Origin of the sequence: Nonomuraea sp. H19 (assembly GCF_052068215.1) — a bacterium.
Classification (GTDB): domain Bacteria; phylum Actinomycetota; class Actinomycetes; order Streptosporangiales; family Streptosporangiaceae; genus Nonomuraea.
The window spans coordinates 1-26577 of the sequence record NZ_JBQHCV010000028.1; the positions used below are offsets into that span (position 1 = coordinate 1).

General features: G+C 67.7%; 15 protein-coding genes and 2 pseudogenes. 8 read left to right on the plus strand and 9 right to left on the minus strand.

All coding sequences use genetic code 11. The features are described 5' to 3' along the window. Nucleotides 1–53 precede the first annotated feature (53 nt). Both ACTMTI_RS44280 and ACTMTI_RS44285 read left to right on the plus strand, forming a co-directional pair. Nucleotides 54–392 carry an integrase core domain-containing protein gene (locus ACTMTI_RS44280; protein ID WP_441126836.1) on the plus strand — a complete coding sequence of 113 codons (339 nt, stop codon included), beginning with the start codon at nt 54–56 and terminating at the stop codon, nt 390–392. Nucleotides 393–493: 101 nt separating this feature from the next. Next, nucleotides 494–1666 (plus strand): IS701 family transposase, encoded by a 1173-nt coding sequence (locus ACTMTI_RS44285; protein WP_441126837.1) that lies wholly within the window; start codon nt 494–496, stop codon nt 1664–1666. 87 nt (nt 1667–1753) lie between these two features. On the opposite strand, the gene ACTMTI_RS44290 is transcribed toward ACTMTI_RS44285, so the two are convergent. Continuing rightward, on the minus strand, nt 1754–2317 hold the full coding sequence (locus tag ACTMTI_RS44290) for a DUF2637 domain-containing protein (RefSeq protein WP_441126838.1): 564 nt from the start codon (nt 2315–2317) through the stop codon (nt 1754–1756). A gap of 582 nt (nt 2318–2899) precedes the next feature. Here ACTMTI_RS44290 and ACTMTI_RS44295 point away from each other — a divergent pair. Next, nucleotides 2900–3313: an RNA-binding S4 domain-containing protein gene (locus ACTMTI_RS44295; protein ID WP_441126839.1), complete on the plus strand. Its 414-nt coding sequence runs from the start codon at nt 2900–2902 to the stop codon at nt 3311–3313. Nucleotides 3314–3367: 54 nt separating this feature from the next. Here ACTMTI_RS44295 and ACTMTI_RS44300 read toward each other — a convergent pair whose 3' ends face one another. After that, on the minus strand, nt 3368–3805 hold the full coding sequence (locus ACTMTI_RS44300) for an Appr-1-p processing protein (protein ID WP_441126840.1): 438 nt from the start codon (nt 3803–3805) through the stop codon (nt 3368–3370). 126 nt (nt 3806–3931) lie between these two features. On the opposite strand from ACTMTI_RS44300, the gene ACTMTI_RS44305 reads away from it, so the two are divergent. Together ACTMTI_RS44305 and ACTMTI_RS44310 are read left to right on the plus strand one after the other, a co-directional pair. Then, on the plus strand, nt 3932–4336 hold the full coding sequence (locus ACTMTI_RS44305) for a DUF4259 domain-containing protein (RefSeq protein ID WP_441126841.1): 405 nt from the start codon (nt 3932–3934) through the stop codon (nt 4334–4336). Continuing rightward, nucleotides 4333–4542 carry a hypothetical protein gene (locus ACTMTI_RS44310; protein WP_441126842.1) on the plus strand — a complete coding sequence of 70 codons (210 nt, stop codon included), beginning with the start codon at nt 4333–4335 and terminating at the stop codon, nt 4540–4542. Before ACTMTI_RS44305 ends, ACTMTI_RS44310 begins: the two co-directional genes overlap by 4 nt. 213 nt (nt 4543–4755) lie before the next feature. On the opposite strand, the gene ACTMTI_RS44315 is transcribed toward ACTMTI_RS44310, so the two are convergent. After that, entirely contained in the window at nt 4756–7632 is a 2877-nt protein-coding gene (locus tag ACTMTI_RS44315) for a hypothetical protein (protein WP_441126843.1), read from the minus strand. A 326-nt stretch (nt 7633–7958) separates the two neighbouring features. Further along, nucleotides 7959–8120: pseudogene (locus tag ACTMTI_RS44320) on the minus strand (IS5/IS1182 family transposase); the annotation flags it as partial. Between the two features lie 177 nt (nt 8121–8297). Between ACTMTI_RS44320 and ACTMTI_RS44325 the strand changes: the two are divergent. Further along, complete coding sequence (locus ACTMTI_RS44325) at nt 8298–9587, plus strand: hypothetical protein (RefSeq protein WP_441126844.1); 1290 nt, start codon at nt 8298–8300, stop codon at nt 9585–9587. A gap of 376 nt (nt 9588–9963) precedes the next feature. Here ACTMTI_RS44325 and ACTMTI_RS44330 read toward each other — a convergent pair whose 3' ends face one another. Both ACTMTI_RS44330 and ACTMTI_RS44335 read right to left on the minus strand, forming a co-directional pair. Further along, nucleotides 9964–10923, minus strand: a complete 960-nt coding sequence (locus ACTMTI_RS44330; RefSeq protein WP_441126845.1) for a hypothetical protein — start codon at nt 10921–10923, stop codon at nt 9964–9966. Nucleotide 10924: 1 nt separating this feature from the next. After that, complete coding sequence (locus tag ACTMTI_RS44335; protein WP_441126847.1) at nt 10925–11323, minus strand: hypothetical protein; 399 nt, start codon at nt 11321–11323, stop codon at nt 10925–10927. Between the two features lie 82 nt (nt 11324–11405). Here ACTMTI_RS44335 and ACTMTI_RS44340 point away from each other — a divergent pair, with 82 nt between their 5' ends. Together ACTMTI_RS44340 and ACTMTI_RS44345 are read left to right on the plus strand one after the other, a co-directional pair. Further along, nucleotides 11406–18593, plus strand: coding sequence for a CHAT domain-containing protein (locus ACTMTI_RS44340; protein WP_441126848.1), 7188 nt, complete (start codon nt 11406–11408; stop codon nt 18591–18593). Between the two features lie 221 nt (nt 18594–18814). After that, nucleotides 18815–19609 (plus strand): integrase, encoded by a 795-nt coding sequence (locus ACTMTI_RS44345; protein WP_441126849.1) that lies wholly within the window; start codon nt 18815–18817, stop codon nt 19607–19609. 28 nt (nt 19610–19637) lie between these two features. Here the strand turns inward: ACTMTI_RS44345 and istB are convergent, their stop codons facing one another. From istB to ACTMTI_RS44360, 3 genes and pseudogenes are all read right to left on the minus strand, one after another. After that, a complete protein-coding gene (gene istB, locus ACTMTI_RS44350) occupies nt 19638–20420 on the minus strand; it encodes an IS21-like element helper ATPase IstB (protein ID WP_441126850.1) in 783 nt (260 codons plus the stop codon). After that, nucleotides 20417–22042, minus strand: a pseudogene (gene istA / locus ACTMTI_RS44355) (IS21 family transposase). The gene istB and the pseudogene istA overlap by 4 nt, the downstream one beginning before the upstream one ends. A gap of 580 nt (nt 22043–22622) precedes the next feature. Further along, on the minus strand, nt 22623–26423 hold the full coding sequence (locus ACTMTI_RS44360; protein WP_441126851.1) for an NACHT and WD repeat domain-containing protein: 3801 nt from the start codon (nt 26421–26423) through the stop codon (nt 22623–22625). Nucleotides 26424–26577 lie beyond the last annotated feature (154 nt).

A 26577-nucleotide genomic window follows, 5' to 3' on the forward strand; every position in this document is an offset into this window, starting at 1 on the left:
GACGCCTGCAGAAGCCTTCAGCGATCATCTAAACTCGCTGCTGAGCAGCAGTGTTGCGACGACCCCTTGAACCCAAGGAGTACACAGCTGCCCGCTACCAGGCAGAATGCCGCAAGCACGGGGTGGTGCAGTCGATGGGCCGGGTCGGGTGCGCGCTCGACAACGGAGCCGCCGAGTCGCTCAACAGCACCCTGAAGGTCGAGTTCGTCTACCGGCACCGCTTCCGCACCCGCGCGGAGGCCCGCCTGAAGATCGCGACCTGGATCGCGGATTTCTACAACGTCAAGCGTAGGCACAGTGCCAATGACGGGCTGCCGCCTGTCACATTCGAGCGTCAGATGATCGAGAAGCGGCAAGCATCAACGGTCCTGCTGAGGACCGCTGTGGCATAGGACCGTCTCCACGCTTTGACAGAGCTTGGTCATGGTCCTCGACCTGTTCAGCGGTGCAGGTGTAGCTGAACGGCCTTGTCCGGCGGGGCCATCGTGGGGTCATGGACTTACAAGCTGTCGAGGCGCTGAATGAGGACCTCGAGGCCTTCACCCGTGACATCTTCAAGTACCTCGGCTACCAGAGCCAACGCAGCTATGGCCAGCAGTATCTGCGCGGGCTGATGCTCGACGGAAAGCGGAAATCGGTGGAGCCGATGGCCAGCCGACTGGGCCTGCCCCGGCAGAATCTTGGCCACTTCATCGCTCAGTCCACCTGGGAATACACCGACGTGATGCGGCGTATCGCCGCACGAGCGGTCTCCGTGATCGACCCGGTGGCCTGGCTGATCGACGACCACCCCTTCGTCCGCTACGGCCACGGCACCGCGGGAGCGATCGTGCAGCACTGCGGGGAACGCGAGCAGCACCTGTGCCAGGTCGCCGTCTCGGTCCACGCGGTGTCCGACCTCGGCTCCACCCCGCTGCACTGGCAATTATTCATCCCCCAGATATGGGCCGACGATCCTGAACGCCGGGCCAAGGCCGGCATCCCACTCGCACTCGCGCATCGGACCAAACAGCAGATCGCACTGGAGTTACTGGACGAGGCCGCCGGATGGGGACTGAGGCCGCCTGTGGTCATCGCCGACAGCGACTACGGCACCAACGTCGCCTTCCGCAACGGACTCACCCAGCGCGAGATCCGCTGGCTGGTGGCGGTCAACGGCGACACGACGGTCCTTCCGGCCACCGGAGCGCCGATCACCGCCTGGGCCAAGCGGCGACCCGCCATCGGAGTCAGCCAACTGGCCCGAGCCAACCAGCACCGGGCCCGCCAGTTCGCCTACCGCCCGCAGACGATGGATCATCCCGCCCGTTCCGGATGGTTCGTCTCCATCCCCGTACACATCGCCGGGATCATCGAACGAGGACACATCGCCACCACCGAGCACCGCCTGCTGCTGATCCAATGGCGACACCAGCACGACACGGAGGAGTTTCGTGCCTGGATCACCGACCTGCCCGCCGACACCCCGCTGTCCACCCTGGTCAAACACGCGACCAGCCGCTGGTCCATCGAGACCGACTACCGCGAGATGGAACAGGCCCTCGGCCTGGGCGACTATGAAGGCCGTGGCTACGCCGGATTCCACCACCATGTGACCCTCGTCTCCGCAGCCCACCTGTTCTGCCTGGAACAGCGCCTGCACCCAAAAGGAATGGACACGGCCTGAACCTGTACCAGGTCGTGTCCCGAATCCAGACCGCGCTGATCGCCATGCTGTGGCGATGCCCTGCCTGCCACCGTGAACCACGTGACCTCATCGACCTTGGTCGAGGACCATGACCAAGCTCTGTTTGAGGGGATTGACACGAGCCCGTTCTCGCGCCACCTTCGGCTGAGCGTCATCGCCGCCCCCAACGCTCTGTGACTGATGGTCTTGCCGCGTGCCTTTCTCGCCCTGCCCGCGTGCCCATTGGCCCTGCCGGATCTGCCCCATGAGCATTTCGTACGCGCCGATGAGCGCCAGGCCGGGCCACCCGGCGATCAGCCGAGCGATCACCGTCGGCTCCGCCACCGCCACGTTCGCTCCCAGGCTGGCCAAACTGCTGACGATCAGCAAGGACCAAGCCAGCAGCCCACCGCGCGCGCCGTAGCGGCTGGCTCGCAACAGCGACATCGAGGCCGCCACGATCGTGCCGTCCACCGCCAGCGGGATGAGAGCAGCGGCCAGCTCATCCTCACCATGTGCCAAGGCCAGCTCGCGCATATGCCGAAACGACACCACAGCCGCAATCGCAGCGAGCACAACGACGGCCGCCGTGGTCGTCCCACGAATCCACCGATCCGACAGGATCGAGTCCGACGTGGGCGCATCGATCACTTCTTGCGATGGCACCGTACGGCCTGACCCCGACTCGGAAAGTCCAGCGAGGTCTCCTGCAGCAGCCACCAGGATCACCGCCTCGCCTTGGATCGGGACGACCTCGACCGCCGCCGCGGCAACCGACCGACGGCCTCGACCTTCGCCTGCCGACTCCCCGCCTGCCTGTGACCAGGAAAAACTTCCTGGTCAGGGGATGCCGTGATTTCTTCCCTACTTCTGGGTCCCTCGCCGGGGGCACTCACCTGAACAGGCATTTCAGCGCCCGACCTGCGGTTTCTCAGCCGCAGGCCTTTTGCTTTATGGACCTTGATAGGCAGCCGATGGTGCCCGCATGCAGCCGTAAGATCATGATCAGGGGACATATGCGGGATGATCTTGAACGCGTTTCCCCAGGTCAGATCGCGATTCCAGGCCATCTGGGCCTCCGGTAACCCGCTACGACCGCCTAGGCCTGGGATGAACACAGCCGTTGATCGCGCCAAATACGTGCGTACCTCCGAGCGTCACCCCGCTGCCCAAAGGCCCGATCCGGCTACCTCTCATAAGCCTTCGCCTTGGCGGTCTCAGTACAGTGTCGGGGTGGCAGGTGAGCAGCTGAGTGCGCGAGTGGACAGCTGGATCTGGTCGGTGCGGCTCACGAGGACTCGTTCGATCGCGTCCGACGCCTGCCGGGGCGGTCACGTCCGGGTCAACGGGGTGCGGGTCAAACCCGCACACGTCCTCCAGGTCGGTGACGAGGTCCGGCTGCGGCACGAGGGGCACGAACGCATTGTGGTCGTCTCCCGCGTCATCACCAAGCGCGTCGGCGCCGCCGTGGCCGCTGAGTGCTACGTCGAAAAGAGCCCTCCACCTCCTCCCCGCGAGGAGGCCGGGACGGTGGCCGTTCGCGCTCGTGGCGCGGGTCGCCCCACCAAACGCGAACGCCGCAACATCGACAAGCTACTCGGGCTCCCGGCGGCGGAGGGGCAAGGGCGCTGGGCACGCCCCGAGTGATCGCTCAACCGATGAAGGGTTTCGCCTGGATGGCAGCTCTAGGTGAGGCTGGTCTCAGTAGAGCCCACACGGTTGGGGCAGGTCGTAGACCGTGACCGTGATATCGCGTTCGGTTAGCTGCTGGAGGATAAGGGGTTCGATCCGGTCCCAAGAGCCGCCCGCGAGACCAGCACCGATCCGAGGCATGTGGATACTCGCGTGGAGGTTCAGAGCTTCGTCGCGCAGAGCGGACAGGCAGCGGTCCAGGGCCTCGTAACGGATGGGCGGGCCGTCCTTGGTGGACCGGACGCCGTGCTGGCCGATCATATTCGCGACCCATAGCGTGGGTTCGACCTGGACCAGCCGAATTGCGCCCAGGTGGAAGTCGTTACCGGAGCGGTGCCAGTCTCGGTAGTCGGCTTCTGGCTGTGGCCAGCGCCGGGAGAGGGCAAGAACGAAGCCCTTACCCCAGCCGCCCATGTCGTTGCATTTACCAGCCTCGAACTGCCGCAAGCACTGCTGGGCAGGGGCTGTCACGTGCCGGACGTGTGCGCGAGGTGAGCGGATGGCCGCAACGTCTTGCGTTGGTCTGGCGGGAGGTAGATCGAATACCCTTCGTCGCGACTTCGGAGGTGTGTTGTGGGGACTTGGGACGCTACTGCGTTCGGTAACGATCATGCTGCTGATTTCGCGGGCGATCTTGATGACCTGGAGATCGGTCATCGCGTGGCGGCAATCAGGAAGGCCTTGATCGCTGCGGCCGACGAGGCCGACTATCTGGATAGCTCCGAGGGAGTCCCCGCTGTGGCGGCTGCCGCGATCGTTGCGGCCCAATGCCCTGGCGGCTCTCCCACCGACCCGATTTATGGGCCCGAGCAGCCGATCCCCGATTTGCCGGATGACTTGCGAGCGCTGGCCTTGCGAGCCCTCGAGCGGGTTCTCGCCGACGATTCGGAGCTGAAGGATCTGTGGGATGAAAGCGGCAGCTCGGCTGAGTGGCTTTCGGAGATCGAGAAGCTTCGAGCGGTGCTTCAGGGTCGGTGACGTTAGAGACCGTCCGCAAAGCCCAAAGCGAACTCGCCCAGGAAGGCCTGGTCGGCACCCGCTCCACCCGCGGCGTCTACGTCATCAAGACACCAGCAGACGCCACACCATCACGAGAGTTCCGGATGGTGATGGCCGAACTGCAACGCCTGGCCGGCCGACTCGAGACTCTGGAACGTCGCATGAGCGAGCTCGAGAACGACTGAACGCCTCCACCCGCTGCTCCAAACGCTCGACGCGCCGCGTCAGACCCTCCAGCGCCTGGGCGACCTTTTCGCACTCCGACGGACTCATGACACCTGTGAAACGTCCGCACGTCGGAGGTCGCGAGGCAGAACCCATGCACGGCCCATGCATTCGTGATGCACTGAACATGCAGACTCCCCCGCCGCACACGGGAGCCGGGAGGGGTTGAGCCGTTAAATGGACGCGCCGAAGGCGGCCGCATCTGCTTTGGCCTGCGACAACGACGCCTGGTACGTTGTCGGCTCAAGTTGGGCCAGCCGCTCATACACCCGCACCCGGCGGATGGCCACAACCGCTGCCGTCGCCATGTCGTCCAGGTCACGGTGACTCGTGGCGAGTTCCATCAACGCGGTGGCCAGGTGCGAGTTGCCGGGACGCCCCCAGTGCTCGTTGGGGGTGAAAGCGGCCAGGTTGTCGTAGTCGACCGGCGCCGTGGAACCGGTCGGCCGCAGCCCGGCCAGCTCCTCATACAGGTGCACACCCTGCTGCGCAAAAGCCAGCGCCGCCGCCGGACGAAGCCCTCCGCCGAAATGCCCGAGCAGATCATTGACCAGAGCGAAACCGAACGTCGGCTTATGCACGACCGGCTCAAGTTGGGCCAGCCGCTCATACACCCGCACCCGCGCCACGGCCGCAGCCGCCGCCGACCGCATGGCATCCCGGTCACGATGGCTCTTGGACAGCTCCATCAACGCGGAGGCCAGACTGTTGCCCGGCCGAGCCCAGAAATCATTGGGGGTGAAAGCCGCCAGGTTGTCATAGTCGACCGGCGCCGTGGAACCCGCCGGCCGCAGCCCGGCCAGCTCCTCATACAGGCGCACACCTTTGCGGGCCAGTGACCACGCCATCGCCACATCGAGCCGTGCCCGATGCCCGCCGAGGAGGTCCATGAGTTCGTCGCCTACGCCGGCCAGCCGCGTCTGGGGGTCCACAGCCGGCCGCGATGACGGCCCGTCTCCGACCGAAGCAGGGCCATGCCAGACCGATGCTCCGTCTCGCCAGTAGAAATCGAAGCCGCGCTGATCGCGCTGCCGCGCGATCATTTCTAGATTCCCATGGTCACCGTCTGCAAAAGTGCTCTGAATCAGCGATACTTCATCATACTGGGGACCCGGGATTCTTATCGGACCAGACCAGCCGCCCTCATCTACATCTTTTGAGCTATTGAGTTCCCCGCAATCCTTGAAGAAGTGGACAATCCCGCCACGAATACTAGGGACGACCAGCTCCAGGTTTCCGAAGTGCCCGAATTCCATAAAGCCGAACTCGGGGATCTCTTCATATCCGTAGTCGCCTTGAATAATGCAGGGGATGCCGGTGAATTCTCCGTCCAGTTCCGGGAATAGGTCATGGCCGAGCGTCGTGCGCCGGCGCCAATCAAGCCCGACCAAGTGGCCCAATGGACCCTGTTGGTGAAGGTGGATCCAGCCAAGAAATGACACCCCCGCCACGACCACGCTCCCATAAGACTGCATATCCGCATAGCCGGTAGCTGACACATGCGGGTACATGGTAGTCAGAGCCAGGCCTACACCCACGAGCCTGACAGAGCCGATCGTTTCCAGCTCTTCACCGACCATTCTCGTGGACCACCTCTGGGCAGACCCTCCATCATGGATGGAGAATCCAGCGGCCTGCCGGGGGGCGATCGGAGAGCCGTGGGGTGTGACTATCACAAAGTCGAACGGTTCATGTGTTGCTCTCGAGCCAAGGAGACCCTCTTTTAGCACGGCTCCCGTGTAGGCCATGCTCGGGTTGCCGATGACGTTATCGAAGCGCTTGAATGGACCATTCCATACCGGGCGCCGGCTGTTGTCCATCCAGTAATGGTCCACCGTGCCGTTCGGCCGGGACGCAAGCACTTCTAGATTGCCGAGGGGGCTATCGGCGATAAAGCGGAAATCGGACTCAATCAATGTCGAGCCGATATAGTCACCTTGACCGAACCGTATCGGCCCATGCCATACGAACGCGTGGTCGAAGGTCTTCTTGCCTTTGAAGCTTGTGCCGTTGTCATCAGAGAAAATCAGATTGATGTTGGGTGAGTCTCCTACTCCTATCCAGGCGAGGAACAGCATGTTGCGATGGGAGGCCATGGACGGTGCCCACCGGCTCTTCTCGTCCAGCGTGACCTTACCCTCGATGCCTTCAATGCCAAAACCGCCCGCCGTATTGGCGAACAATGTGACCTTCGCAACGCTCAGGTTCTCGTTTCCCGAACCTCTCCATGCCATGAACAGGCGCCCGCCGTGAGAGGCAAGGGCCGGATACATTGGGGTGAACTCATCGAAGGTTCTTTTGCCTTGAAAGGTAGCGCCGTTGTCGCCGGAGAAACTCAGATTCAGTTGCCTGTTTCCTTTTCCCGCCCAAGCCAGGAACAGTCGGCCACTGTGGGAGGCCAGGGCCGGAGCCATATCACTGGTCTCGTCCAGCGTGATCTTACCCTCGATGCCTTCAATGCCGAAGCCGCCCGCCGAATTGGCGAACAACGTGACCTTCGCGACGTTCAGTTGTTTGTCCAAACCCCTCCACCCAAGGAACAGGCGCCCGGCATGAGAAGCGAGGGTGGGCGCTCTATCGCTGAACTCTTCAAAGGTGATCTTTCCCTTGAAGGTTGCGCCGTTGTCGTCCGAGAACATCAGGTTGAGATTGTCATTGCCGTCACCCTTCCACGCCAAGAACAGCCTCCCGTTGTGGAATGCCAGCGCCGGTGGAGCCTCGCTCGTCTCTTCCAGCGTGACCTTGCTCTCAATGCCCTCAATGCCAAATCCACCCGCCGAATTGGCGAACAGAAGGGGTGTGATGAGGTTCAGATCTACGTCGTCCGACTCCCCTGAACCCTTCCACGCCACGAACAGGCGCCCCCCGGAAGCCAGTACCGGCCCGATATGGGCAAGAACGGACGAGTTGTCCCGCCAATAATGCGCCAGCCCGCCGTCCGGCCACGTGATCACTACTTCGTAGTTGCCATTTTCGCCCGCACGCCTCTGTGTCAAGAAGCCACCCAGGGGTGACAACATGGGCTTACGCCGCCAGTCCAGATCCCCCACGGCGATCTCCTCCGCAAGTGGTGTACGTGTAAGTGCAATGGTCCGTTCACTCCGTATGTACCCGCACCTGTTTCTGTGTCGCTCCGCTGGCCTTGATTTTTCGCGACGACCGTTTTGGTGCACTATTGGCGTAACGCCCGTTTTGGTGTGCTGGACGCGTCTCAAGCCGCCCGACGACTCATGATGAGATCTGCAGGAATGCGTACCGGCAGGCACAAGGTTTGACCGTGCTGTTTGAACAGGTCGTCCCGGGAGTCGAAATAGCCCAGATCGGCCAAGACGTGTCCTGAGAGGGCATTTGATTTGAGTAGATTGCCGCTTATGTCCTAGTAGGTGCCTCGCCAGGTTGGGGTGGTCTCGTCCGTTATGCGCTTGGTCAGGTTGTTGATCGAAGCGATGTGGATCATGGCCTGGGAACTGGTGGGTAGGGTTTCATAATCGCGGGTTAAACGGCGATACAGCATGAGCCAGCCCAGGCTGCGTTCGACGCTCGAAGGCCGGCTGAGGCGGGTCCGTCAGAAATTCGGCAGGAGACACACGGCCGCGCAGACCACGACAGATTCCAATGACGCGGAGAGGTGACGGTCATGAGTCAGGCAGAAGACCGGTGGACACCACGGGCACGCGTAGAACCTGGCGGGCCCGAGGCGCATGCCCGAGATGAATTGGACGATCTGCTGGAGGGCTCGTCGCTGGGCAGCCCGATGGTCAAGCGGATTCAGGCGTTGGTTCCCGCCGAGACAGCTCGGCGGGCCCGCGCCCACCGTCCTTCCCTCAGTGCCAAGTTCGACGTCAATGACCTGGTCACTCGGATTTTGGCAGTGATGTGTCGGCAAGCCGTGGCGCATAGAACCGGCGTGCGTCTTGCTGGGGGAAACACTACGGGCGATCCATGGTGGCCCCGTGCCGATACGTTCGCCCATGCCGTGCCCCGGCCGCTTGCCCCAGTGGACGTCTGGCGGTCGGCGGGTGACTTTGGCCTGAGGGTGCCGCACGGGATGCGCGCGGCCCTGAGAGTGATCGAACGACCGGGCGGTCCGGACAGGGTTCTCCACCAACTGGCGGATGACGGCGTTCTGGACGAGGTTCGCGATGATGTCGCCAGGCGAATCGCGGTGCTCGCCGCGGGTCTCATGGATGATGCGCCACCAGGACTCCTCCGGGCGTACGCGGCGGTTTTGGAGCGGAAATCTGCCGGGAAGCAACCACCCCTTACCTCACCTGATCCGGGGCGAGAGGGGCAGCGAGGAAGCAACCGGCTCACGGATGTTTCAGCCCAGGTCGCGTTCCCATCGGAACGCCCGCGACCAGCGCGGAAGAACTTCGAGGTCCACGATCGGTACATCGGCGATCCAACACTACTTTTTTCTTTCATGCCCGTCGGTCGACCGAAACGATTCTCCGATCTCTTTCGCTTCCTTCTTCACTGTCATAGCGAGCCGGATCCGGCATGCTTGCTCGACGGCGCGACGAGTTCAGATGTTCTCGATTTCGATTTCCTGACTAGCTTGTCGCATGACGCGGGAAAATCGTATCGCTCCTTCCAGAGGGCCATTCGCTGCCGTGAACAGCACGGAGCGTGGACGCGCTGCCCGGAATGTCAGCGCGAGTGGACCACCACCGGTTGGCCCTCGTCAACGGTCAACATGCGGGCCGCTGAGCACAGGCTCACCGGTTGCGCACCGACTGATCTCAGCAAGGAGTTAGAGGAGGCGCGTCGCCGTCTGCTCGACCTGCTGGGCTTTCGATCCAAGTCTGCTGATCCGCAATATCGCAGATCCATCGACCTGTCTCCCCACGAGTTCGGCTGGCTACCGGCGAGAGCAAGCGACAGGGAGCTTTTTGATCTAGCGCTACGGCAGCACAGAAACTCGTTGGGGCGATTCACCGCTTCAAGGAGTCCACTTGTTCAGGGAAGAAACACAGAGTGCGGCAATGACGAAATCTCCGCTTAAATCGTATGGCTCCTTGCCTAAATGGCGGCCCGTTGTTCTTATGCAATTCTTACGTGTTCAATCCCGGAAGAGGACAGCCCATGGGGCGTACTGGAAGGCAAAGGGGCTCATCGAAGTCGAGCGGGATTAGAGGCATCCGTGGCCGCACCACCAGAGCTGCGCGGCCGACATATCTCAGCAAGTTACCTTACGGAGGAACTTGAGCTAATCTTCGTTGATCTTTTCTTCGAGCCAGGCTGCTCAACGGGCCTCGCTGTACCGCTCGGCACGCTGATCGCCCGTAAGAGTACTCACATCTGAAGAGCGGGAACGCAGCTCTGCCGCGCCCGCGTCACCATCGCTACGCCCGGTGACGGCTGTGTGAGCGAACGCGGCGTCAGCAGCTCGGCGTGGCCGTGGTCTGTCCCGTCTGCAGCAGGTAGGTCACCTGCGCGCCTGCCTGCCGGGTAAGGGGACCTGACAGGTCGAGGCCGAGGTGACGGGCGAGCTCCGGCGTGTGGAGCCGGGCAGCGGCTTCCACCAGCGTGGCATAGGCGTTCGTGGCCGTCCGGGCGCGACGCCAGGCAGTGAGAGTGATAATGGCGGCGAGCAGCAGCCCCGGCCACCACAAGGCGCCGATGGCAAGGTAGAGCAGACCCCAGCCGGCGAGGGTGGTGGCACGGCTGAGGGCATCGCGGGTGGCGGTGACCTCGGTGCGGGTGATGTCCGGGACGGAAAGCCACAAGTACGGCCACACTGTGGCCAGATCCAGGTCGAAGTCACGCTCGAGCCTGGTGGCGACCGCGGCCAGACGGTCGCCCATCCAGGTCGGACGCTCGGGGAGTTCATGGGCGATCCGGACGAGCGAGCCGTACGCGGCTTCCAAGCCGTCGCCCGGCTCAGGTGGCCTGCCGCCCGCGCGGTGAGCGCGGGCCAGGGCGGCGGCGGCCTCCTCGCGCCGCCGGGCGTGGCGGTCGCTTGCGGCGTGCCAGCGAGTGCGGCGGCGCACGACCAGCAGTCGGGCGAGGCGGCGGCCGGGCGCGGGCCACTGCTCCCAGTCGGCTGCCAGCCACAGCCGTTCGGCCAGCGAACCGGCGGCCTGTGCGATCACCCCGGCGGCCGCCGAGGCCAGCAGCAGGGCAAGCAGTACGGCCGCTGTCCGGCCGGCGGAGCCCGACTGGGCTCCGCCGGCCAACTGGTCGATCCGGCGGCTCAGCCGGTCCGCGTCAAAGGGATGCGCGTGGCCCAGCGTCCGCGCGGCGGCCAGGACCGCCAGGTAGAGGGCGCCCGGCAGGACGAGTAGCGTCAGCCAGCGCTCCGCGATCTTCTTCCCGAGTTCTGCCAGCAGTCCGCCCATCTCACAGCCGCTCCTGCAACATGGGCTCGCCGTCGATGCCGCACACTGGCGGGCTGGCGGCCGGATCGAACCAGGCGTAGCGGGCGCACCGGCGGCCCGGGCAGAGGTAGAGAGCGCGCTTCGGGCGGGCGAGGCCAAAGTCGCCGAGGGCCTTCGGGATGGCGCTGCGTACGTTGCCGTACACGCCCAGCGCGTCGCCGCCAGCCTGGAGTGCCTCGTGCAGTGCACGGATCAGGCCGTCCACTTCGGCGTCCGCGCGCAGCGCGGCGAGCAGCCTGTCCAGCGGGCCGGTGTCGCCCGCCTGCTCCAGCTGCCAGCGGATGTCGGCGAGATGTTGGCACACGTACTCGATCGCCTCGCCCACCGGATCGGCGCCTGCCGCTCCCTGGTTCTCGTCCACCGGGTTACCGTATCCGCTGCAAGCCCTGCCGAGGCGGCAGATGTCCGGCTAAAGTCACCTTCAGTACGTTAGAGGGGACCTCGTGGCCAAGGAGCAGGTCGCTGCGGTACAGGCGCATCTCCAGCGCATTGCCGAGACCCAGGATCCGGCCCACGCGCTGTCGCCGGACGCACTCGCCGATGCCGGCCGGTTGGCGGACGTCCAGGACGGCGGGACCGCCGCCGCGTATGCGCTCGGGTGGCTGTACTGGTACCAACATCTGGCCCTGCCCGAGAGGGAGGGCGAGGAGGCCCTCAATAGGGCGATCGCGCTGCTCGCCGACTGCCTTCTCACAGGTCTCGAACCGCTTCCCCAACCGCTCCTTCCCCGCCTCGCACAGGCCGCGGTTCCTGCGGCCACCGCACTGCTGGAGCAAGCGGCCGCACCCGACCCTGACGTCGTCCGGGCGGCCACCGACGCCTGGCGGCGCGTCGCCAGCGCCACACCGCACGACGACCTGTACCGGGCGCATCACCTGACCACATACGGCATCGCCCTGCATCGCCTGTTCGAGGTCACCGGGGAGCACGAGGCTCTGGAGGCCGCCGTCGAGGCGTGCCGCGACGCCGTGAACGCCGCCGCGGAGAGCGAACTCGAGCCAGCGGACTACTACTTCCACCTCGGCTACATCCTGCAGGCCCGATTCCAGCAGAACGGGGCCCTGGAAGATCTGCACAGCGCCGTCGACTCGATGCAGCAGGCCCTCGACTCCCTGCCGGAGGACGAAGCCACTCCGCCGCACTGGCTGCCGAGCCTTGCGACCGTGAGGGCCGCGTTGTTCGAGCTCACCGGCGCGCCGGAGGATCTCGACGCGCTCATTGAAGCGCAGCGGCTGGTCGTCACCGCCATGGCGGCCGACGATCCCGGGCGGGCGGAGTGGCTGTTCGGCTTCGGCATGGGACTGCGACAGCGGTTTGACCTCGCCGGCGACCCCGCGGACCTTGACGCGGCGCTCGAGGCGGAAGAGCAGGCCCTCGCGGCGACCCCCCTGGACGACCCGGATCGGGCCGTCCAGCTGTTCCACTTCGCGCTCCTGCAGTACAACCGGTTCGAGCTCAACGGGGCCTCCGAGGACCTGGACGATGCCATCCGGGGACTCCGCCAATCCGTCGCCGGAACCTCAGTGGACGCCCCGTACCGGACCTCGATGCAGGTGGCACTCGCGACGGCCGCTTTCCTCGGTTTCCTGTCCTCCGGATCGCCGGTTCACCTCGACATCGCCATCGACGCCGGCCGCGAAGCCGACGCGGGCATCCCAAGGGACGACCCGGAGGCCGTCGCCGTGCTGACGAACCTCGCCGGCGCGCTGCGCAACCGCTTCGACCGTACCGGCGCGAGAGAGGACTTGGACGACGCCGTCGAGGCAGGCCGGCAGGCCGTCGCTCTCGCTCCCGACGACCACCCCGCCCGGCCGAGTGCCCTGTTCAATCTCGGTGTCGCGCTGCACATCCGTTTCGAACGCGACGGCGCGGCGGACGACCTGGAGGCCGCCGTGTGCTGTTTGGAGCACGCCGTCGCCACCGCCGAAGGCCGCGACGTCCAGGGCATGTATTCGTCGAGCCTGGGTCTTGCCCTGCGGAGCCGCTTCGAACGTACGGGCGTGCCGGCCGATCTGGACGCGGCTGTCGATGCCGGACGACGGGCCGTGGACGTCACAGCGGACGGCCCGGATCGGGCCCCGTACCTAGCCAACCTCGGCGGCTCACTGCACAGCCGCTATCGTCACGGCGGCGTGCGCGCCGATCTGGACGCGGCCGTCGACGCCACGGCGCATGCCCTGCGCCTCACCCCTGCAACCCATCCGCTGCCAGCAGGTCACCTCGCGGGGCTCGGTTCCCTCCTGCTCACGCGATACGAGCTCAGCGCGGACCCCGGGGATCTGGAAGCCGCGCTCGATGCGCTGGAGCAGGCCGTGGAGAACTACCCCGCCGGGCATCCCGGCCTGCCTGGGGCGCTGTCCAACCTTGGTGCCGCCCTGCGCAGCCGGTTCGATCGCACGGGGAACCCGGCCGACCTCGACGCCGTCATCGAAGCGGGGCAGCAGGCTGCCGCGGCCCTGCCTGAGGACCACCAGGACCGCGCGAGCTTCCTGGCCAACCTCAGCTTCGCCGTACGCAGAAGGCTCCAGCTCGAAGGGACGGGCGCCGAGCTGGACGCCGCGATCGAGACCGGGCACCGTACCCTGGTCGCCCTGCGAGCCGACGCTCCAGAACGGACAGGCCTGCTGTACGACCTCGGTACCGCGCAGTGGACGCGGTTCAAGAACACCGACGCCGCAGCCGATCTGGACGGCGTGATCCTCAGCTGGCGGGAGGCCGAGGAGCACGCCACGGCGGACGACCCCGGACGCGCCGGCGGCCTGTCCAATCTCGGTGTCGCCCTGAGGCGTCGCTTCGAGCGTATGGGGGCGGCGGAGGACCTGGACGCCTCGATCGACGCCCTCAAGCGTGCCGTGGCCGCGGCCCCCGCCGACCACCCCGATCGAGCGACATTTCTGGCAAACCTGGGGATGTCGCTGGCGCTGCGCTTGGAACTCGCTGAGCCCGCCGACCTGGACGCGGCCACCCAGATGGGCGGGCAGTCCGACGAGTCCCACCAGGTAACGGCCCTCTACGGCCTCGCCGCCGCGTCGCAGACTCAGTTCGAGGAGACCGGCGCCTCGGCGGATCTGGACCTTGCCGTCTACGCCGCGGAGCAGGCTCTTGACATCGCCCCCGCCGATCACCCCGACCGGCCCGCCATCCAGATGAACCTCAGCGGCGCCCTGCTGAAACGGTTCGAACTCACGGATGTGCCGGCGGATCTGGATGCTGCCGTCCACGCCGCGGAGCAGGCTCTCGATCTCTCCTCGAACGCCCACCACATCCAGGCCGGGGCGCTGTCCAACCTCAGCGCCATCCTGCGAAGACGATTCGAGCGCACTGGCGCCCCGGCGGACCTGGACGCCGCCATCGTGGCCGGACAACAGGCCATGCACGTCGCTCCGGCGGATCATGACAACCGCGCCGCCATCGGGTTCAACCTCGGCACCGCCCTGCTTGCGCGGTTCGAACTCGATGAAAGGCCGGCGGATCTGGATAGCGCCATCGAACTCTGGCGGCAGGCTGCCGACATCGACGGCCCCGACCGAGCGATGATGCTGGCCACTCTCTGCGCCGTCCTTCAGGCACGGGCCGAGCACTCCGGCCTGCCGGAGGACCTGGACGCCGCGATCCTGGCATGGCGGCAGGCTGCGGATGCCACCCCTGCCGACGGCCCGGACCTTGGCACGTACCTCTACAACCTTGCCCGCGCTCTACACGTCCGGTCCGAACTCACCGGATCAACGGCGGATCTGGATGCGTCCGTCCAGGCCGGGCAGCAGGCCGTGGATGCCGTCAACGCGAGGGATCCCCACCGGCCGTCGATGTTGTCGAATCTCTGCGGCGCGCTGCTGGCGCGGTTCGGGCGTACAGGAGCGCTTGGGGACCTGGATGCGGCCGTTCGGGTCGGCAGGCAGGCGGTGGACGACGCCGCGGATGCCGCCGCCCGGGCAAGGTACCAGTCCAACCTCGGCTACGCACTGCGGCTCCGCTTCGAGAGCACCGGTCAGACGTCTGACCTGGATGCCGCCATGGACCTGGTCGAGCAAGCCGTGGCCGCCACCCCCACCGGACACCCGGCCCGGGCGGGCTACCTGACCAACCTCGGCGGCGCCCTGCTGGTGCGGTTCGGACACACGCGATCGCCGGCCGATCTGGATGCGGCCATCGCCACGACTGAGCAGGCCGTCGACTCCGATGCAGGCCACACGGTACGGGCCGAGGCACTGTCCAACCTCGGCCTCGCATTGCGTGCCCGGTATGGGCTCACCGGAGCAGTGAGGGATCTGGACGCCTCCGTCCAGGCCGGGCAGCGGGCCATGGATGCCACTCCCTCCGGCCATCCCAGCCGGGCCGGCAGCCTGTCCAACCTCTGTGGCAGCCTGCTGACCCGTTTCGAGCGAACAGGAATGCCCGAGGACCTGGACGCCGCGATCGAGGCGGGGCGGCAAGCCGTCGACACCGCGCCCGCCGACCACCCCGACAGGCCGGGTTATCTGACCAACTTCGCCTCCGCTTTGCAGACGCGATTCGAGCATGCCGACGCGGTTGAAGACCTGGACGCCCTTATTGAGGCCAGACAGCAGGCCATAGCCGCCACACCGGCCGGACAGCCGGGCGACCCCGCCGACCTGGCCGACCTCAGCTCCGCCCTGCGCGTCCGGTTCGGACGCACAGGTGCGCTGGACGATCTGGACGCCGCCGTCCAGGCCGGGCGGCAGGCCGTGTCCACCGTGACCGCCGACCACCCTCACCGGGCTGCTTACCTGGCCGATCTCGGCTCCGCCCTGCGCACTCGGTTCACGTTCACGGGCGTGATGGACGATCTGGACGCCGCCATCGACGTGATCGAGCAGGCATTGGCCGCCGCCCCCGCCGGGCATCCTGCCGACGCGGGGCACCTGTCTCTCCTGGGCAGCGCGCTATCGACACGGTTCGGAAGCACAGGTGCGCTGGACGATCTGGACGCCGCGATCGAGGCGGGGCGGCAGGCCGTGTCCGTCGCGCCCGCCGACCATCCCGATCGGCCGGGCTATCTGTCGCTGCTCAGCGGCGCGCTCTGGGCACGGTTCGAGCGCACCGCGGTGCCGGCGGATCTGGATGCCGCGATCGAGATCGGGCGGCAGGCCGTGGCGGACGTCACTCCAGCCAACGACCGCAATCTGGCGCTGTCCCTGTCCAACCTCGGCATCGCTCTCCAGGCGCGGTTCAGGCGCACCGGCGCGCTGGCGGACCTCAACTCCGCGATCGAAACCATCGAGCGGGCCGTGGACGTCATCCCCGCAGGCCGCCCCACCCGGGCGATGTACCTCTTCAACCTCGGCTTCGCGCTGCGGGTACGGTTCGAGCATGGCGGCGCGCTGGCGGACCTCAACTCCGCCATCGAGATCGGGCGGCAGGCCGCCGACGCCACCCCCGTCGGCCACCCCGAGCGGGCGCTCTATCTGAGCGGCCTCGGCGGCGCCCTGTCCGTACGGTACGAGCGCACCGGCGCGCGAGCCGATCTGGACGCCGCCGTCAAGGCTCTCGAGCAGGCCGCCGCCGCCACCCCGGTCAACCACCCCGACCGGGCGATGTCCTTGTCCAATCTCGGTGGTGTACTGCTCCAGAGGTACGAGCACACCGAGGTGCCGGCGGACCTGGACGCCGCCATCGAGACCTTCGAACAGGCCGTGGACAGCGCCCCGGCCGACCACCCCTCCCGGCCCGCCTACCTGTCCAACTTGGGCGCGGCCCGGGAGGCGCGGTTCGAACGCTCCGGAGAACAGGCGGACCTGGACGCCGCCATCGAAGCCCGGCAGCAGGCGGTGGACACGAGCCCGGCCGACCACCCCGAGCGGGCGACATTCCTGGAGGGTCTCGGCCTTGCGCTGATGACGCGGTTGGGACGCACCGGAGTGGGCGAGACCGCGGCATTGGACGCCCTCGAAGGCGCGGTGGACGTGACCGCGGCCGGGCCGTCGATCCGGATCCGCGCGGCGAAGATGGCCGCGAGACTGGCCGCGGCGCTGTCGCAGCCAAATCGTTCAGCGGATCTGCTGGAGACTGCGGTACGCCTGCTGCCGCAGGTCGCGCCGCGCCAACTCCGTCGAAGCGACCAGCAGCACGCGCTGGGCAGATTCGCCGGCCTCGCCAGCGACGCCGCGGCCCAGGTCCTCGCCACGGACAGCCAGGAAGGGCCGGACCGGAACAGCGCGGCTCGCGCGCTGCGACTGCTGGAGTCCGGTCGTGCCCTCCTGCTCACTCAGACGCTGGAGACTCGCAGCGACCTCACCGAGCTCCGGCAACGCCACCCCCGGTTGGCGGCTCGATTCCTCGAGCTGCGAGACCGGCTCGACACCGCCGACCCCGCCCTCGTCCCCCTGAGCGCGGCCACCGCTACACCACTCGACCACCGGGACGGCAGCGACCGCCACCGCCTGGCCTCCGAGCTGGAGGCGACCGTCGGGGAGATCCGCGCGTGTGACGGCTTCGCCTCATTCCTGCTCCCTCCGGAGCCTCAGGAACTCACCGCGGAGGCGGGGCAGGGACCGGTCGTGGTGTTCAACACCTCTCGCCTGCGAAGCGACGCCCTGCTGTTGACCGCGGAGGGCATCACCCACATCCACCTTCCAGAGCTCGCCGTACGTCCCCTGACCGACAAGGTCAACACCTTCCACCGCGCGCTGGCGGTCACCCGAGATCGGAAGGTCACCGGAAGGCGGCGGATGGAGGCTCAGGCCGTCCTCCACGAGATCCTGGAGTGGCTATGGGATGCCGCCGCCGAACCCGTCCTGCACGCGCTCGGCCACGATGCGCCGCACGTCCCGGGAACGCCATGGCCCCGGGTGTGGTGGATCCCCGGCGGGACGCTGGGCCTGCTGCCCCTCCACGCCGCCGGCTACCACCGCCTGACGGCCGAAGAGCGGGGCAACCGCACGGTCATGGACCACGTCATCTCCTCCTACACTCCCACCGTCCACGCTCTGCGGCATGCCCGGGCCTCGGCGCCCACCTCTCCCACGACCGCCAGAACCCTGATCGTCGCGATGCCCACCACCCCCGGCGAGAACCCGCTTCCGTACGCCGCCGACGAAGCCGCGCTGCTGAGCGCCAAACTTCCCAACGCCCTCCGATTCGTCGAGCCCGATCCACTCCAGCAGCCCCCGGCAGGCCGCGGTTACAGAGCCCCGATCCGAACCGAGGTTCTCTCCGGCCTTTCCGAATGCTCGATCGCGCACTTCGCCTGCCACGCCACGAGCGACCCCACCGAGCCCTCTCTCAGCCGGCTACTGCTCCATGACCACGCCGCCGCCCCACTGACGGTGGCCAGCCTCGCCCCGGTCAATCTCGACCATGCCGAACTGGCCTACCTGTCCGCCTGCAGCACCTCGCTCGCCAGCCACCCCGACCTCCGCGACGAAGCCATCCACCTCGCGTCCGCCTTCCAGCTCGCCGGGTTCCGGCACGTGGTGGGCACCCTGTGGGAAATCAACGACGCCATCGCGGTGGACGTGGCCGACGCCTTCTACACAGCACTGCGCACTGAATCCGGCGCTCTCGACACCGGCCGCTCCGCCCACGCCCTCCACCATGCCGTCCACGCCATGCGCGACCGGCTCCGGGCCGCCCCCTCGCTGTGGGCCTCCTACCTGCACGCCGGCGCCTGACGCGCTCGCCTCATTGCTGAGTCACGGCACGTGTGGTTTTGCTCGTGGGGAACTGACCGCACTTGCTCGTGAGTCTTGACCGCACTTGGCGGCCGGAAGCATGATCGATGTTCGCGAGAAGTGACCGCACTTTGGCGGCTGCGGGTCCGCGTGTCGGAGTCGTTTCGGCGCCACCGCGGACGCCCCATCTCCGCCTTGATCGGAGGGAGGGGCGGCAGGACATGCGGGTGACGATGACGAGCGCTCCAAAACGGACTGACCGCGCGAATGAGGACTTCACCTGCGCCGGACCGACGGCAGCGGTGCTGATTGACGGCGCTGGCATCCCCGGCACCGAATCGATCTGTCGGCACGGCGTGGCCTGGTATGCCAATCGCCTGGGAGGCAGCCTCCTCAGCCTTTTGTCACTCGTGCAGGACCGCAGTGTTTCGGCGCTGCTCGCCGAGGCCATCGAGCAGGTGACCAACGATCATCGTGACACCTGCGACGTGGCCAGCCCCATCAGCCCATCGGCGACCGTAGCCATCCTGCGCCTGTCCGACGGCCTCCTCGAGTACCTGGTGCTCGGTGACTCGGTCCTCGTGCTCGGCAGAGCAGATGATGCGCCGTTCGTCGTATCCGATCCCCGGGAGGTAATCATCAGCCGGTCGTACCAGCCCGCGATCGAGGCCGCCGCCAAGGGTAGCGACGAGCACCACCGACTCCTGCGAGACTTGCGCGCCAACCGCAACCAGCCGGGCGGCTTCTGGCTGGCCAAGGACGACCCGCGGGCGGCAGACGAGGCGATCACCGGAAGCTGCCCGATCTCCGGACTAACCGGCGCCGTTCTGCTCAGCAATGGAGCCAGCCGCATCGTGGACCGGTTCCAGCTCGCCGATTGGCCACAGGTCATGGCCGTTTTGGCGTCTAGCGGACCTGCCGAAATCATCCGTCGTGTCCGGCAGGCGGAAGCGCGCTATGCAGTGGCGGCGGACGATGCGACGATCACACACTGCACCGACCTCGGCGAGGCCTGACCGCTGTCAGCGGAGCTTGGGCCGGTGGTCAGTTCTGCTGGGCTGCGCGGGTCTGGGCGAGGCGGTAGGAGTCGGTGCCGGTCTCGATGATGTTGCCGCCGAAGGTGAGCCGGTCGACGATGGCGGCGCAGAGGCGGGGGTCGGTGAAGGTCTTGGTCCAGCCGCTGAAGGATTCGTTGGAGGCGATGGCGACGCTGGCCTTCTCTTCTCTCTCGGTGAGGACCTGGAAGAGGAGCTCGGCGCCGCGCCGATCGAGTTCCATGTAGCCCAGCTCGTCGACGCAGAGGAGGTCGACGCGGCCGTAGCGGTTGATGGTCTTGGTCAGCTGCTTGTCGTCGGCGGCCTCGACGAGCTCGTTGACGAGCTTGGTGGCCAGGGTGTAGCGGACGCGGTGGCCGGCCATGGCCGCCTCGGTGCCCAGGGCGATGAGCAGGTGGGACTTGCCGGTGCCGGAGTCCCCGATCAGGCAGAGGGGAAGGCCCTTCTTGACCCAGTCGCAGGTGGCGAGGGTGTTGATGACGGCGGGGTCGACGTTCGGGTTGGCGGCGAAGTCGAAGGCGCGCAGGGACTTCTCGCGGGGGAACCCGGCGGCCTTGATGCGCCGTTCGGAGCGGCGGCGGGCGCGGTCGTCGCACTCGGCCATGAGCAGCTCGGCGAGGAAGCCACGGTAGGACATCTGCTCGCGGGCGGCGGCCTCAGCCAGGTCGGGGAACTGGGCGCGGACGGTGGGCAGCCGGAGCATCCGGCATGCCTGGTCGACGGCGGCGTCGGCGGCCTGCTCGGTCAGTCCGCGGCGGGGCTTGGAGGTCATGGCCTGGCGTTTCCTTCCTGCGCGATTCGGGTTCGGCGGAGCAGCTGGTCATAGGCGGCGACCGACGGCAGCGGGCGAGTGTCAGGTGGCAGCTTGTCCAGGCGGCGGGCGGTCAGGGACGCCACTGCGGGCGGGGTAGCCGGGTCCGCGCCCCGGACGGGCTGGCCAGCGGTCTCGTCGGCTGCCTTGCGGGCCTCCAGCGCGACCGCGTCGGCGGTCAGCGCCCCTGCCCGCAGGGCGGCGGCAAGCCCGCCGACGACGTGCTCGCTGTCCATGTGCCGGTGGAGCAGCAGGACTTCGACCAGGGCTCGGGTGCCGGCGGCGTCGCCGTGGGCTTTGCGGGCGGCGGCCCACCAGGCGTCGTGGACCGGGGTGAACTTCCCCGCGGCGCGGGCCTGCTCCAGCGCGGTCGACCCGGGCAGCGCGCCGGGCTTGCGGACCAGCGCCTCCAGGTAGTGGTCCAGGTCGAGGCGGGTTCCGGACTTGCCGGGCAGCCGCTCGTGTCTGGCGACCTCGGCGCGCCCGTCGTAGATGACGAGGTCTGAGGCGTGGAGCAGGACGCGGACCCTGCGGCCGATCAGCCGGACCGGCACGGAGTATTTGTTGGTGCGGACGGTGACCTGTGAGAACCGGTCAACACGCGGGGTGAACCAGCGTCCAGTCTCGAACGGCTCGGCCGGCAGGGGCCGCAGCAGCGGCCTCTCGATCGCCAGGAACTCCCCGACGGTCCGCGCCCGGCTGCCGATCCGGCGGGCCTCGTCCGCGGCGTCCCACTCGTCGATCATCGCGTTGAGAGCCTGAACTGACGGCACGTCCGGGACGGGGACAAGATGGTTGCGGCGGAACCAGCCGATCTGCCCTTCCACCCCGCCCTTCTCGTGCGCGCCTTCGATGCCGGGCCGGCAGTAGAAGGCGTCCAGGCCCCAGTGGGAGCGGAACGCGGTCCACCGGTCAGTCTCCACCCTCGACCGGCTGAACCCGATCACCTGCGCGACCGCGGACTTGAGGTTGTCGTAGCGGATCTTCCCGGTCGGCACCCCTCCCAGGACGCGGAACGCGTGCTCGTGGCCCTCGAAGAACGCCTCCTGCCCGCCCGACAGGGAGACCCGGTGCACCGCTTTGCCGGAGAACGACAGCCGCAGGCAGAACAGGAAGCACTTGACATCCTCCCCGGCCAGCCGGACCACGACCTCGCCGAAGTCGACCTCCGCCTCGCCGCCAGGGCGGTGCGACTGCCGCACGAACACCTCGGCCGGGCCCCGGCCAGCCTCCGCCCTGATCTGCGGCTTTCGTGCGGCGACATAGGCTCTGACCACGGGATAGGACACGTCCGTCATCTCGTGCTCGTCGATCAGCCGGTGCCAGATCCTTGTGACGGTGTGCCGCTGCTTGCGCGGCGCGTCCAGGTCCGCTCTCAGGATCTCATCGATCGCCGGCTTGAACGGGTCCAGCTTCGAGGGCCTGGGCGGCAACTGCTACCGCGGCTCGGGCCACGCAGACGCCATGGCTTTGACGATCGTCCGCCGGCCAACCCGGTACTTCTTCTCGATCGCACGGCCCGACATCCCCGCACGGACATCCCGGCGGATCGCGGCGTACAGCTCGACCTTCGAAGGGGGCATGGGGACGCTCCTTCATAACGAAGCGCATCCAGCATGTCACCATAAGACACATCGTGCGGTCAAAACTCACGAACAACGACTTCACCGAAACAGGGCCGCGGTCACACCCGGCGAGCAACTGCGGTCAACTCTCACGAGCAGAACCAGGTGGGCCTGCTCGACCAGGAAACGGTGAAACGACTGCCCATCATCACCGATCCCCAGGGCCTGCTGGCCGGCACCGTAGCCCCCAACCAGTTAGCACAGCCTCGGTAGCACGGGTCGCCGGGCGGCTCTCGTACCGGCCGAAATACCGCCCGGATTCCTGCCTTGCGCCAATGTGGGTGGCCGGTCCTGACCGAAGTACGGCGACGTCGCTCGCGGATCGCGGCGCTGGACGTGATCCGCGGCTTCGCGTTGTGCGGAGTCTTGCCGGTCAACGTCCAGCCGATCGCCCACACAGCTGGGGCGCCGGTGGCGGGGCCGCCCGGCGATGGAGCTCCTCACTACCGCAAGGACCTCTGACAGGGGCAGACCCGACGGGACGTGACCTGGTAACGCCGCGGAAACTCACAACGCTTCAAGCGGCATCTACAAGCGGTCAAGGGCACACCTGCCGGAACTCCTCTCCCTCGACGTAGCGCCGCCACTCGGCGCGGGTGAAGGAGCGGCCCGCCTGCGCGCACACCGCGGCGGCGGGGTCGGCGGGCGCCGCGACATTCCACAGCCGCAGGGTCAGATCGGCGCTTGCCGTGGCGAGCAGGGCCCCGTCCGGGCTGAAGGCCACATCGGCCACGGTCTTCGCGTGACCGGTCAGCGCGGGGCCGACCTGTCGGAGGGTCGGTACGTCCCACAACCGCACGGTGCGGTCCCCCGAGCCGGTGGCGAGGGTTCTGCCGTCGGGGCTGAACGCCATCGCGCCGACGGAGTTGGTGTGACCGGTCAGGATGACCCCTTTCTGACGCCGGCTCGCCACATCCCACAGCCGCACGGTGCCGTCAGCCGCCGTGGTGGCCAGGAGCTTCCCGTCGCCGCTGAAGGCCAGGGCGCTCTGCTGATCCGTGGCGGCGCCGTGCAGAGGCTCTCCGATTTGACGGCGGGTGGCGACGTCGAACAGCCTTACGGTCTGGTCGCTACCCGCCAGCGCCAGGATGGAGCCGTCAGGGCTGAACGCCTTCGCGGGCACGAAGCTGGTGTGGCCCTTGACGACGATGCGAAGTCCGGCCTCGCGGCGGCCCACGACGTCCCAGATCGCGACAGAACCATCGTTACCGGTCAGCACCCAGAAGGCGCTGAGCCCGCCGTCGGCACTCAGCTCGCCGAACGAGCCGAGCCTGTCGGCGTGGCCGATCTGGCGGCGGGTGGCGGCGTCCCACCGCCGTATGGCGCCATCGGTCCCGGCCGTGGTGAGCGTCCTGCCTTCACGGCTGAACCTGATGGCGCGGACGCCGGCCCATTCGCGGGGCACCGGATCGTCCTCAGGGCGCAGGCGGGGGCCGGCCTCGCGGCGGGTGGCCACGTCGAAGAACCGGACAGCGCTGTCCTTGCGGTCGGTACCCATGGCGACCACGGGATCGGAGGCGGCCAAGGTCTTTCCGCCGAGGCTGAAGGCGACGTCGTACGTGCCGGGCATCGCTGCGCCGAGCTGCCGGTGCGCCGTCGGGTCCCACAGCCACACCTGGCCGTCCACGTCGGCGGCCGCGAGGGTCCTTCCATCAGGGCTGAACGCCAGCCTCTCGTTCCAGAACCGCCTGTTGGTCAACGGGTCGCCCACCTGCTGACGGCTCGCGGTGTCCCACAGCCTCGTGTAGCCGTCTCTGCCACCGGTGGCGAGCCTCGTCCCGTCCGGGCTGAAGGCCACCGCGTAGAAGCCGAGGTCGCTGCCCGTTCCCCGCAGGACGCCACCGATCTGCTCGTAGGTGGTCAGATTCCACAACCGGGCGGTCCGGTCCGCGACGCTGACCGTCGCCAGTGTTCCGCCATCCGGGCTGAGGGAGATGCCGCTGATGTCGCCGGCGTGCCCGGTGAGCGCCTTGCCGATCTGGCGGCGGGTGGCGAGGTCCCAGACGCGTGCGGTGTCGTCGGCGCCGGCGCTGATCAGCCGTTTTCCGTCCGGGCTGAAGGCCACCTGATCGATGGAGTTGCGAACGGAGTTGTGGTCGGCGCGACCGATGAGGGCTCCCGCCTGCTGGCGCTCGACGATGTCCCACAACCGCACGGTGCCGCTCGTGGTCGCGGTCGCGAGGGTCCTGCCGCTCAGGCTGAACGCCATCGCTCGTACTCCGTCCACGACGTCCAGCGGGGGTCCGAGCGGCCGGCGGGTGACCACGTCCCAGAACACGACCTCGTGAAAGCATGCCGTGGCCAGCACCTTCCCGTTGGGGCTGAAGGCCGCCTCGAACCCGAAGACGCACAACCCCTCATGAACGATCGGGTCGCCGAGCTGACGGTGGGTCGCCGGGTCCCACAACCGGACGGTGCCGTTGTAGCCGGTCGCGATGATCGAACCGGTGGGGCTGAACAGCAGCTGGTCGACGGAGCTGTCCTGCGCGGAGAAGATTCCCCGGTCCGCGCGGGCCGCCACGTCGAGCAGGCGCCGACGCGTCTCGGGAGTTTCGGCCAGCCGCCACGCCGTCACGGCCAGCAGCGCGGACGTGACCGGATCGTCGGTGACCTCACTCTCCATGGCGAGCCGGCGCGACACCGCCAGTTGCCGCTCCTGGACCGCCAGCAGGCGCTGCTCGTCGGCGTTGTTCGCCGCGTTCACGGCGATGCCTGCGGCGAGCAGGGCGAGCACCGACAGCGTGGCCAGACCGGCCATGACGAAGGCGCGGCGCCGGCCCGCCCGCCGCACGGCCCCGACGGACGCCACGACGAAGCGGTTCACGACGGGACCGGGCGGCGGGAAGCTGCCCGGGTCGCGGTCCCAGCGGGGCCGGCTGTCCTGTACGGCCAGCAGCCGGGCCCCGCGGTAGAGGAAGGCGGGGTCGCGGTGGTTCTCGGCCCATTGCCCGGCGTCCTCGACGAGCCGGTCGTACACCGCGTGCGCGGTCAGATCGGGTTCGATCCACTGCCGCAGAGTGGGCCAGGCGGGCAGCAGGGCGTCGTGTGCGATCTCCGCGCGATCCTCGTGCAGCGTGATCAGGCGCAGCCCGGCGAACGCCGACAGCAGCTCCCCGACCCGGGCCCTCCGCTGCTCCGAGTCCGCGGCCGCGGCGGCGTGGAGCTCGGCCCAGGTCGCGCTGCGTCGCACCAGCCGCCCACCTGAGGTGATCATTGTCATCCGCCGGAAGATCCGCAGCGTGGCCTTACGATCAGCGGGAGACAGCCGGTCGAGCAGTTCGTCAGCCGTGCGCTGCACGGAGAAGCGGACCTGGCCGGAGTCCTCGTACCCGCGGATGGTCAGCCTGCCGTCCTCGCGTCTTTCCCAGGTGTTGAGCAGGGCCTGCGACAGCAACGGCAGGGAGGCGGCCTCGAAGCCGCCGCCGGCCTGGACGCCACCAGCCTGGTCGCCGCCGGCACGCAGCTCACGCAGAATGATCTCGACCAGACCAGCTTCGAGTTCAAGGCCTACAGCGGCGGCGGGACCGGCGATGGCCAGCCGCAGGTCCGGCTCCGTCATCGGCTCGACGATCACCTGGCCGTCCTGGATGGCCTCGGCGAGCTGAGGGTAGGCGGCGCAGCGGTCCCAGTAGTCCGCGCGCACTCCGATGATCACCGCGGCGCCGGCTCCGGCCAGGGCGTACAGGGTCTGGACGAACGCCTGGCGCTCCCGCTCGTCGGCCACCAAGGTGAACAGCTCCTCGAACTGGTCCACCACCAGCACGAACCGCCCGTCCGGCGGGCCGGCCTCCCCTACACGCTCCTGCGCTCCGTCGCCTGCCCTCTCCAGATGCTCCCTCGATCGCCCGCCGACCTCGTCCGGACGCACTCGTAATCGCTCACCGGCCTCCTCGGGACCCGCTCGTAATCGCTCATCAGCATCCTCCGCGCTTCCGCCGTACGCCTGCGCCCAGGCTTCAGCCAGCGCGCGGAACGGCTCCAAAGTCGGCGTGACGAGCAGACGGGGCCGGTCCCGTGACCCGGGCAGCAGCGGCGTACCCTCCGCGAGCGCCGGCATCAGCCCAGCCCGCAGCAGCGACGACTTTCCCACGCCCGAGGCCCCCGAGACCAGCAGGATGGAGCCGCGCTCCCGCAGCCGGGACCCGAGCCGCTCCAGCAGGTCGCGGACCGCACGCCGACGGCCGAAGAACAGCTCGCTCTTGTCGCTTTCGAACGGCGCGAGCCCCTGGTACGGGCACACCTCATTCTGGTTACGCACCGTACCGACCGCCTCGCGCCATCCCTGCCTCTCCCCCACGCGGGGCCCGAACCTGGCGGAGTCCGTGTCCCCCTTCCCCATGGTCCTCATTCTCGCCGAGCACCGCCGCACCGATCAACGCTGCGGCGTCCTCACCACGGCCGCGCTCGGCGTTGCCACGGGTCAGCGCCGGCAAGGCAGGGCGAGTGGCGCTGTCTGGCTCCGGCTCCGGCCCGTAGCGACGGCCTGTTGTCGT